Source organism: Mycobacterium sp. 1245801.1 (genome assembly GCF_001673055.1).
Classification (GTDB): domain Bacteria; phylum Actinomycetota; class Actinomycetes; order Mycobacteriales; family Mycobacteriaceae; genus Mycobacterium; species Mycobacterium europaeum_A.
Genome location: NZ_LZKY01000046.1, coordinates 46,632 through 54,304 on the forward strand (window position 1 = coordinate 46,632; position 7,673 = coordinate 54,304).

At 65.8% G+C, this 7,673-nt stretch carries 9 protein-coding genes; 3 read left to right on the plus strand and 6 right to left on the minus strand.

Going from position 1 to position 7,673, the window contains the following annotated elements; all coding sequences use genetic code 11:
- A complete protein-coding gene (locus tag A5622_RS02785) occupies positions 1 to 864 on the minus strand; it encodes an ABC transporter permease (RefSeq protein ID WP_066861140.1) in 864 nt (287 codons plus the stop codon).
- Between the two features lie 262 nt (positions 865 to 1,126).
- Here A5622_RS02785 and A5622_RS02790 point away from each other — a divergent pair, with 262 nt between their 5' ends.
- Together A5622_RS02790 and A5622_RS02795 are read left to right on the plus strand one after the other, a co-directional pair.
- A complete protein-coding gene (locus A5622_RS02790; protein WP_066876500.1) occupies positions 1,127 to 1,735 on the plus strand; it encodes a hypothetical protein in 609 nt (202 codons plus the stop codon).
- The gene (locus A5622_RS02795; protein WP_156748762.1) at positions 1,726 to 2,478 is read left to right on the plus strand and encodes an Mce protein; all 753 of its coding nucleotides are present in this window, start codon (positions 1,726 to 1,728) and stop codon (positions 2,476 to 2,478) included. The genes A5622_RS02790 and A5622_RS02795 overlap by 10 nt, the downstream gene beginning before the upstream one ends.
- 88 nt (positions 2,479 to 2,566) lie before the next feature.
- Here A5622_RS02795 and A5622_RS02800 read toward each other — a convergent pair whose 3' ends face one another.
- The 4 genes from A5622_RS02800 to A5622_RS02815 form a co-directional block, all read right to left on the minus strand.
- Positions 2,567 to 3,157 carry an arsinothricin resistance N-acetyltransferase ArsN1 family B gene (locus tag A5622_RS02800; protein WP_066876502.1) on the minus strand — a complete coding sequence of 197 codons (591 nt, stop codon included), beginning with the start codon at positions 3,155 to 3,157 and terminating at the stop codon, positions 2,567 to 2,569.
- Between the two features lie 43 nt (positions 3,158 to 3,200).
- Positions 3,201 to 3,638: an SgcJ/EcaC family oxidoreductase gene (locus tag A5622_RS02805; protein WP_066876504.1), complete on the minus strand. Its 438-nt coding sequence runs from the start codon at positions 3,636 to 3,638 to the stop codon at positions 3,201 to 3,203.
- Positions 3,639 to 3,665: 27 nt separating this feature from the next.
- On the minus strand, positions 3,666 to 4,424 hold the full coding sequence (locus A5622_RS02810; protein ID WP_066876506.1) for an esterase: 759 nt from the start codon (positions 4,422 to 4,424) through the stop codon (positions 3,666 to 3,668).
- 84 nt (positions 4,425 to 4,508) lie between these two features.
- Complete coding sequence (locus A5622_RS02815; RefSeq protein ID WP_232002830.1) at positions 4,509 to 5,456, minus strand: DMT family transporter; 948 nt, start codon at positions 5,454 to 5,456, stop codon at positions 4,509 to 4,511.
- A 146-nt stretch (positions 5,457 to 5,602) separates the two neighbouring features.
- On the opposite strand from A5622_RS02815, the gene A5622_RS02820 reads away from it, so the two are divergent.
- Positions 5,603 to 6,445 carry a LysR family transcriptional regulator gene (locus tag A5622_RS02820; protein ID WP_066876507.1) on the plus strand — a complete coding sequence of 281 codons (843 nt, stop codon included), beginning with the start codon at positions 5,603 to 5,605 and terminating at the stop codon, positions 6,443 to 6,445.
- Positions 6,446 to 6,577: 132 nt separating this feature from the next.
- Here the strand turns inward: A5622_RS02820 and A5622_RS02825 are convergent.
- Positions 6,578 to 7,673 (minus strand): MFS transporter (locus A5622_RS02825; protein WP_197498007.1); only part of this gene is annotated, 1,096 nt, incomplete at its 5' end.

A 7,673-nucleotide genomic window follows, 5' to 3' on the forward strand; every position in this document is an offset into this window, starting at 1 on the left:
TCACAACCCGGTCCTGGGATACAACGCGTTGTACAGCTCGCTGATCCCGACGTTGACGATCATCAGCACCAGAATCGATTCCACCACGGCGGCGTTGACCGAATTCGCGACGCCCGCCGGACCGCCCTTGGTGAAAAGCCCTTTCTGACAGGCGATTACCGCCACGATGGCGCCGTAGATGACGGCTTTGAGCAACGCTACGACCATGTCCTCGGTGGTGGCGAACGACGAGAAGGTCGCCACGAAGCTCCCGGGCGCGCCGCGCTGGAAGTAGACGTTGAACAGGTAGCTGGCCAAAAACCCGACGAAGCAAGTGATTCCGGTCAGGGCAACGCCGACCATGATGGCCGCGGCGAAGCGCGGCACCACCAGGCGGCGAATAACCGAAACACCCATCACCTCCATGGCGTCGGTCTCCTCGCGCATGGTGCGGGAACCGAGATCGGCGGTGATCGCGGACCCGACGGCGGACGCCATGAGGACCGCGGCCACCAGCGAGGCGGCCTGGCGAATCACCGCGAGCCCACTGGCCGCTCCGGCGAGTGACGTCGCCCCGACCTGGTTGGCCAGCAGGGCGAACTGGATGGAGAGAGTCACCCCGATCGGCAGCGCCACCAGCACCGTCGGCAGCACCGCCGTGGCGGCCATGAACGCGCCCTGGCGGATGAACTCGGCCCATTGGAAGCGCCCGGTGAACAGGTCGACCATGCAGTACTCGATGGTGCGGAGCGCGAGGATGTACTGCTCGCCGAGGGTGTTGAGTGAGGCCAGGGGGTGCCGCACGACGTACCCCGCGGACCACTCCTGGATAGTGGCCACGCCCTCGGACGCTCGGTCATCGGTGAACGGTCGCTGTGCCCCCACGGGCGGCTATGTTAACCGCTGCTCGGCTTCTGCGAAAGATCCGACTCCGTCGACTGCGTCGCCTTCGCCGCCACGTCGGGACGCGTTCTCCCACGGTGACCCGTGGTCATCCCGCTGCTTCGCCTGGTAATGGCCCCTTGACGCATCGCGGGCTTCGCGAGAAGATCCCCTACCATGGCGCTGATGTTAATGATTGTTTGGCAATGAGATAGTGGTTCGGTATTCGGTGACCGCGGGATATCGTATTCCTGGGGAAGAGCGGATGAATCTGACGAGGTTGCGACGAGCAGGTGGCGGCCTATCGTGCGCCGGTCCAGCACTGGCCGTTGCCATCTCGCTGTCCGGATATGCCGCCGCCGATGCCGGCCAGCCCCCGCCGCCATTGCCGGTTTTCACGCCCGCGCCCAGTGAATGGTCGCCGAACTTCGACATCTGGCCGTACAACACGTTCACCGCACGGGTGACACCGGAGATGATCGGCGGAATGTCGGACTCGTGCCAGTGGTTCAAGGCGCAGTTCGAACCGCTGATGGACCAGATCAACGACTTCAACCGCTACCTCGGCGACCGGCATGACGATTACTCGGTCGGCCGCGTGCAGGGATACGCCCGCGCCGTGGTCGCCAACATCGACCAGTCGACGGCGTTCCTGGCGCCTCGAGTCAAGCCACTGATCGTTACCAACCAGCCCGACAACTTCGGACCGTACTCGCCGGTTTACGGCGGTGAATCGATGACGCACTTGGCATTTCAACTGTCGCGCATCAGCGACAGCATCAAGAGAAAGGATCCGTCAGGAGTCACCCACGCGAACATCGTCTCGGCCACCGGCTGGGCGAACGCGCTTCGCGACTCCGGCGCGTGCAACTGATGAATCACCGCCCAGCACTACGACCAGTCGGCAACCCGGGAACGTGGTTGGTAAGCCGCTTTCGCCTCGCCGTGGCGGATATCGGCAATGACGCGACGCATCCACCGGCGCCCACGGGCGCCGATGCCGACGAGTCCGGCGGCGATGTGACGCCGGCCGACGTATCACCCGACACGAGCGACGACGCCGAGGAGACCGCCGAGCCCGACACGGCGGGCGACAACCAGGAGCTCGCGGACGAGGTGCGCCCGGATGCCCGAAAGCCTCGCCGGTTCAACGCCGTTCGCTGGACCGCCGCGGCCGTGCTGGCCGTCTTGATCGCGGGTTCGGGTTATGAAAGCTGGCTGTTGTTTCAGCACCACCAGCGGGAGGTCGCGGCCGCCCAGGCACTGGCTGCGGCCAAGAAGTACGTTCTCACGCTCACCAGTGTGGACACCAATGCAATCGACAAGAACTTCACCGACGTCCTCGACGGGTCGACCGGTGAATTCAAGGACATGTACACCAAATCCAGCGCCCAGCTGCGCCAGACGCTCATCGACAACAAGGCGGCGGCGCATGGGAGTGTGATCGAGGCCGCGGTCCAGTCCGCCACCGAAGACAAGGTGGACGTGGTGCTGTTCGTCGACCAGTCGGTGAGCAATGGGGCCGCCCCGGCCCCTCAGCTGGATCGCAGCCGCGTCAAGGTGACCATGGAGAAGGTGGACGGCCGCTGGCTGGCCAGCAAGGTTGATCTGCCTTGAAGCTGTTGCCCTAGAGTCGACTCGAGGCCGTGGTGGTCGGCGACCGCCTTGAGCGGTGGACACGTGTGCTGGTCCCACAGCAGCGGGGTCATCGAGCGCATCCTCCGGTGAAACCGCTGTCCGTGGGTGCGGCGAGGGCGGTGTCGAGGGCGTGATCGGGCAGTTGGAACCAGGCCATCGGCTCCGGCGGTGCGGGGGGCGGTTCGACCAGCCGGCGATGCCACCAGCCGACGTCCCACCACGTTTCGTGTTTGAAACCGACGCCGCGGAAGGTGCCAACCGGGGTGAAACCCAGCGCTTCGTGCAAGCCGACGCTGGCGGAGTTGGGTAACGCAATGCCCGCATACGCGTTGACATAGCCTTGCGCGACAAGCACATTGAATAGCGCTACGTAAAGCCGGCGGCCGTGGCCTTGGCGGTGAATCGATTCGTCCAGGTACAACGAGACGTCGACCGACCAGCGGTAGGCCTCACGCGCGCGGTGCGGACTCGCGTAGGCGAACCCCTTGACTCGATCACCGTCGGCCACGACCAGCCAGGGCAGCCGCGCGAGCGTCCTCGTCATCCGGGAGCGCATCTCGTCGGCGCCTGGGGGCGTCGCCTCGAAGGAGATCGCCGTGTCGCGCACGTAGGGCAGATAGAAATCCGCGACCGCGTTCGCGTCGGCCGCCGTGGCCATTCGCACCCTCATGACCACACAACGCTAGTCGGGCGGCGATGCTTCAGGAAAAGAATTTAGCCATGAGCTTTTCGGCGATCCACCGGTGTGCGGTGTTCTGCGAGGCGACGAGTTGCCAGCGACCGTCCGCCCGTACGGCCACGCTGGTGTTCACGCGGGCGTTGCGGCGACTGCGCCGTCGTCCCGCTCTGACCACCGACGCGTTCGCGTGGATCAGCGCAACGTCGGGTGTGAGAAATCGGACCCCGACGATGTCTACTCGCAGCTGTGTTCGGTTGAGCAGCTTCCTGAAGAGCGGAACATACGATGCCGCGATGGCATCGCGTCCGACGTGACGGCCGCCCAGAAAGGTGATGTAGTCGGCGTCGGTGGTGAACACGCTCGCGTAGCCCGCGGGATCGCCTGAGGCCCAGGCAATTACCTGTCGATCGATGAGCGCCCGAATGGCTTGCTCGTCGGCCTGCTGGTCGCCGGCTGTCATGACGCCTCCCGCGGGTGGGTTATCCGGCTACGCGATCTCGGGACTGATCATCGACGCGATCGCATTGCGCGGCACCGACACTTGCGTCGCTTCCATCGCCGGCTGCAGCGCGTTCTGATCGAAGAAGAACACGATCGCGTCATTGGTGATCGCGAAACTCTGGTAGTTGGTCGGCTGGAGCCCGGTGGCCGGCGGAATCGACACCTTCGCCCGATACCGGTCGGCCAGGGTCTTCTGCACGATCGGCAAGATTGTTTGCAGCGGTTGACTTCCCGGCCGGAACAACGCATCGAAGGTGATCGGTTGTTGGTTGGCCAGGTTGAAGTTGAAGGATCTGTACCACACCAACGGGTGGGCGGCGCCGAGATTCTGATAGATCTCGGTGACAACCGACTGGGTGCCGGAGGCCGGGGGACCCGAACTGTACCGGGTACCGGTAACCTTCAGCGCTGTCGGCGATTTCAGCGCGTTCACCGGTCCGCGCGCGCTGCCGAAGTCGTCGTTGACCTTGGTCAGATAGCCGATCATCGTCTGCTCGTCGGGATAGTTGGCCGGAAACACCATGCTGATGTCCGACAGTGGAGCCGAGGCGTCGAAGTGGCACATTTGATTGGTGTCGACGCTCGCCGGGTCGCACAGTTGCGCGTCCGCGTGGGCAACGGCAGGGCACGTGAACGCGGCTGCCGATGCAAAGGCTGCCACCACCGCCGCGACCCACCGTGATCCTGGACGACGCCCCCTGCCAAAGTTCACCCATGCCTCCGTTGCATAACCCGCAGGGTGCATTGTCACAGACGGGCAACATCGGATGAACGGACGGTCGACGAGCTATCGGCAATGCCGCTGCGCCCAAGGCGCGCGCTCGCTGCCTCAGCGCGGCGCGTCCTGCAACTCGCCCTGCGGCAGCCTCGCGGTGGGCGCGCCCACCCTCGCTGGTCGGCTCCGGCCGGATGCCCGGGTGTTGATCCAGCACGCGAGCCCTCCCAGCACCAGGCCGACCGCGATGCCCGCATCGGGACGTTGATCCAGGATCATCCACGACAACACTCCGGCCACGGCGGGAATGACGGCGAACAGCATCGCCACCGCCGTTGCACCGTGGGTATTGATGGCCCGCACGTAGAGGCTCACCGCGAGCGTGGCGTTCAGCAGGACCATGCCGCTGACCGCGATCACCGCCTTGACGCCGTCGTGGACCGTGAACGGCGTGACGATCGCGAACGCCGCGGCGGGTATCAACCCGACGGCATTCTGCATGGCACTCATCACCCGGAAGTCGACGCCGGTGCAGAACCGCTGCTGATACACGCCGCCCGCCGAAAGTCCAAGCAGTCCAACGACAAGCAACACGATGACCGGATCGACGCCGTGGGTGCTCATCAACCTTCGGGAACAGGCGGCCAGCACCGCGACGACGCCGAGCGCCAGCGCAGCCACTCGCAGGACGCCCAGCGGCTCCCGCAGGAACGTCGTCGCCAGGATCGCGGTGGCCACCGGATTCATCGCAATCACCACCGCACAAAGCACCGCCGGCGCCCCGAGCTGAACGGCCTCGTACAAACAGCAGAACTGCACGCCCTGGATCAGCAGACCCGTGACCAGGACGTGGCCGAACTGCGCTCCGCGCGGCCAGCCGGCCCTGGCCACGATCGACCAGATCGCCAGGATCGTTGCGGCCAAACTGAATCGCAGCACCAGCGCGGCCATCGGCGTCATGGCGGTTACGGCCAGGGTGCCGATCGGGTATCCGAGGGCGTAGAAGAAGGTCACCGCCGTGGCGGTGGTGACTGGCATGCGGGGCAGAGGCATGCCACCCATGTTGGCTTGAACGACCGACGCAGTCCAACGATTATTGGCGATCACGATTGATCGCGAGACCTTATCGATCCTCCGGCAGGGCGTGCGTATTCGCGACTTGGTTGCCGATTATTGATTAGTTTGGTTGATCGGATTACAGTGGCCCAGTGCTCGATATCGCGCCGCTGCGCAGCCTCGTCGCCGTCGCCGACTGCGGCGGTTTCCACCGTGCCGCCGCCGCCCTGCACCTGAGCCAGTCCGCGGTCAGCCAGCATCTGCGCCGCATCGAAGCGGTGGTCGGTGAACCGATAGTGCAACGCTCGGGACGGGGGGTCGCCTTCACCGAGGTCGGGCAGAAGGCACTACGCCATGCGCGCACGATATTGGCGGCGCACGACAACGCGCTCGATGACCTGGGTGCGACCGAACACAAGGTCCTGACCATCGGCGCCACCGAACACGGCGCCGATGTGATGCTTGCCGGCCTGTCCCGGGTGTTGCGCGAGCGACTCCCCGACCTGCGGGTGCGCTTCCGGCTCGACCGCAATGTGTCGCTGGCCGATTCGATCGACCGCGGTTTGGTCGATCTGGCCATCATGCTCGACGGGGCGGGTCTGGATCGCGCTAATGCGTCGGGAGTTGTTCAGTTGCAGTGGGTTTCCGCGCGCACACTGACGCTCTCACCGCGAGAGCCGCTGCCGCTGGTGATTTTCGCCGAGCCGTGCACATTGCGTGAGCCGGCCTTCGCGATTCTGGAAGGCCACCATATCGAGTACGAGATCGCCGCCGAGTGCGGTGATTTGTCCGGCCTCTACGCGGCGGTGCGATCGGGGCTCGGTGTGGCACTGCTACCGATGATCGGCAAGTTCCCCGACGGGCTCAGTCCTGCCGAGGGGCTGCCGCCCGCCAACAACGCCTCGATACTGGTGCGCGGCCGTCACGGCATCGACCCCGACTTGCTGGGGACGGTCGACGATGCGGTGCGCGACTTGCTGGCCGCCGCAACTTGATTCGGTTCTCGTCCTTGCGGACGCCGGCCCTTGCCGCGATGTCGTTCGTGTCGTCGCGTCGTAGCCGTGCTCGGCCGGAGCCGCCCATGCGGCGTCAAGGCTCACGGGATCGCTCCAACCGTCCCCCGCGGTTCAGCGGCGTAATCGCAGCGCCAGGAAGTACTCGTGCTGTCGACTGCGGTCCACGGTGTAACCCATTGCCTTGGTGACACCCTCGGTGTCGTATTCCAGCCAGCGCTCGGTGCGCTGGCGCTCGAATTCGGTCCAGGAGGCCACCGTAAACCTCTCGAGAAACGTATCCGGTTGTCCGACACTGTGATACAGGCGCCAACTGTGTCCGCCGGTCCGCAGGCGGGACTGCCTGACCGCGCGCATCGCTTCGGTGAAGTCGTGGCGGTTCGCGGGCGGAACCTGATAGCGGACGGTCACCAGCACCGGCCCATCCTGCGGGCATGGTTCGAACACCAGTGTGGGTGACGGCCAGGCGGTGGAAACGTCGACGCTCAGCGTCCCGGTGCAGGGCAGCAGCGGGAGGATGAAGATGCTGAGGGCGACGACGCCGAGCACCACCGCCGACCCGATCAGCGCGGTGTGCATCCCCGCCCGCGTGGCGAGCGCACCCCAGACGTAGGAGCCGATCGCCTGAGATCCGGTCGCGACGAGCAGATACACCGCGAGGCCCCGAGCGCGCACCCAACGCGGCAGGGAAAGCTGCGCCGCGGCGTTCAACGTCGTCAGGGTGATCAGCCATGACGCACCGGACAGCACCAAGATCGGAGTCGCCGCGGCGAACGGCAGCCACGCCACCGCCAGCGGTGCCAAGGCGTACACGGCGGCCGACCCGGCCAGCAGGACGTTATCGGAAACCTGCTGGCGTAACCGTGCGGCAAACGCCACCGAAAGCACCGCCCCCAAGCCGATCGCCGCCAGCGCCACCCCGTAGCCGCTGGCGCCCAGGTGCCACCGGTGTGCCGCGGCCACCGGCAGCAGGGCGAGCACGGCCGACGCCGGAAACAGGAAAAGCACCGCGCGCAACAGGATCCTGCGGAAGATGGGGCTGTTGTCGACATAGAGCAGACCGGTGAGGATGGCGTGGCCGAAATGTTCCCGCTCCAACGGGGCGAATTGCTTGGGCCGCTTCCAGGCGGCGAGGGCAACGCCGCACGAGCGATCGGACCGGCGATCGGGGGTGTCGTGGTGGCCGTGTCCGGACCCGCGGCGGCCTTTG